This is a genomic window from Mesorhizobium sp. M5C.F.Ca.IN.020.32.2.1 (assembly GCF_004023105.1).
In the GTDB taxonomy this organism is placed as follows: domain Bacteria; phylum Pseudomonadota; class Alphaproteobacteria; order Rhizobiales; family Rhizobiaceae; genus Mesorhizobium; species Mesorhizobium wenxiniae.
On the sequence record NZ_RZSX01000900.1, the window covers coordinates 1 to 2,452 of the forward strand.

At 65.6% G+C, this 2,452-nt stretch carries 1 pseudogene; it reads right to left on the minus strand.

Going from position 1 to position 2,452, the window contains the following annotated elements:
* Positions 1-2,452: pseudogene (locus EOA86_RS30590) on the minus strand (translocation/assembly module TamB); the annotation flags it as partial.

Here is a 2,452-nt window from a genome sequence, read left to right on the forward strand (position 1 = left end):
TCACCCTACCTTCGGCTGTGGCCGGAATGCCGGCGACGGTGGCGCCGCCGGAAAAGCCTGTCCAGTCGCCGTCACGCTTCAAATCGACACCGATGCCGCGAATGACGGTGCCGCCGGAGGTGACGCTGTCGGCACGGATTTTTCCGGAGATCACCGGTGCGGCGAGATAGTTGGCGATCAGCGCATCGATGGTGATCGTCTTTGCCGAAAGATCGCCGCGCGAAATTGAATCTGTGGTCGCCTTGATGGCGACATCAGGCGCATTGCCGGTCTTCGAGAAGGCGATCGTGCCACGCACGTCGCCGTTAGCTTTTTCCAGCGCCAGGGCTGCGAGCGGACTGATATCGGGTAGATCCAGCGCCACCGTGCCGAGCGGCAGGAAGCTATCGTCGAGAGCAAGGTCGCCCGAAACTTTGTTGTCGCCCAGCGACAGGCTTAGTCCGTCTATGGACCGCTTTCCCTGCCGCGTTACCAGCGACGCCTTGAAATCGAGTGGCTCGTCATTGACGGATCCGGTTAGCGAGATATCGGCCGCCGGGCTGGCGATGTCGCCCTTCCCCGTCGCGGTGAGCTTTAGCCCGGTGACTTCTCGCGCCGCCACCGAAAGCCGGTCGCTGTCGACCGTCAGCGACAGGTCCGGCGCTGTACCGGCGCCCTGCGCTTTCAGCGCGAACGTTATGGCGCCCTTGGCCTCCCCGGACAGAAGGGAGATGTCGGCCAGCGCGCCCTTGATGTCGACGGCGAGTTGGTTGTCGGCGAGGCTGGCCTGCCCGTCGGCGCTGAATGCACCTGATACCAGCCTGATGGCGTTGGCGGTGACATTGCCGTTGGCGTCGCGCTTCAGTGCCGCGCTGAGCTGCGTCCGCTCGGCGAGCACGCCGCGCACTGCCGCCGGCAGTGCCGCGGAAGCCGCAACCGCCCTGAGGTTGAGATCGATGGCGCCATCGGCCAGCGAGACCCTTCCATTAAAGCCGCTGTCCAGTACCTCGCTCGTCACCGAGCCGCTGTCGATGACGATGGTATCGGTAGCGAGATCGCCGGCGACCTTGGCGGTGATCTTTCCGGCGAGCAGCGGCGCGATGGTCGGATTGTCCAGGCCGATCCTATTTGCTGTCACAGTGCCGGAAATCGGCCCTGTCCGGCCCTTCAGATCGAAGGCGTCGGAATGGAGCGCAAGCGCGATGCCTTCGGCCTTGGCGAGGTTGGTGGCGACCGACGGCAGTGTCGCGGAGATATTCAGCGTCGATTGCATCCCCTGCCCCGCGACCTCCACCGACAGCGCCTGCAACTCGAGATTGATCGGGCTCTCGGTGCTGCCAAGCGCCAGCGGCAGGCTCGGGCCGGTCGAGGCCAGGTCGAGCGCAAAATCGCTGGCGCCGTTCGGGTTGATGGTGCCGGCGGCCTTGGCGGAAATTTTGTCACCGGCAAGCGTCGCGTGGTCGATGGCGACGCCGCCGGCGGAGGACAAGCTGCCTGCCGCATCGAGGTTGAGCGGCCCGAGCCCCGCCTGGCGGGTCTGGCTGGTCTCGGCGCCGCTGAGCTGCGCACTGAAACGAATGTCGGGGGCTGCCGACGGTCCCGTCACTTGCGCCGTTCCACCGAGCGTGCCCGCGGCGTCGAGGCCGGGTGAAAAATCATTGGCAAGGCCGGCCGGCAGTGCGGAAAACTCCGCCGCGAGGTCGAGCGTCGGGCCGGCGGTGCCGGACACGGTCACCGATCCGCCGCCGACATCGAGCATCAGCTTCTCGATGCTGGCCATGCCATTGGCGATGCTTAAGCTCGATGGCTGCGCGACCGCCGCCTTGATGCCGCGAATTGTCGCTTCGCCCGAGGCGATCTCGACGCTTGTCGTGCCGTCGGCGATTTTCACCCTACCTTCGGCTGTGGCCGGAATGCCGGCGACGGTGGCGCCGCCGGAAAAGCCTGTCCAGTCGCCGTCACGCTTCAAATCGACACCGATGCCGCTGATCACGGTGGTTCCCGACGTGACCGTATCGGCCTTGATCGTGCCGGAGATCGCCGGTGCCTTGAGATAGTTGGCGACCAGCGCGTTGACGGCGATGGTCTTCGCCGCCAGATCGCCGCGCGAAATAGACCCGCTCGTGGCATCGATCGCAACTGCCGGCACGCCACCATCATTCGAGAGGCGGATGCTGCCCTGCACGTCGCCGGCCGCCGTCTGCCCGGCAAGTGCGGCCAGCGGGCCGATATCGGGCGCTTCGAGTGTCAGTGTGCCGAGCGGCAGCAAGCTGTCGTCGAGCACGAGATCGCCCGAGACCTTGTTGTCGGCCAGCGACAGGCTAAGTCCGTTGAGGGAACGCGTTCCGTCACGCGTCACCAAAGATGCCCTGAGATCGAGCGGCTGGTCGTCGACGGACCCTGTCAGTGCGACATCGGCAGCGGGATTGACGATGTCGGCCTTGCCCGTCGCTGTCAGCTTGATCGTCTTGAC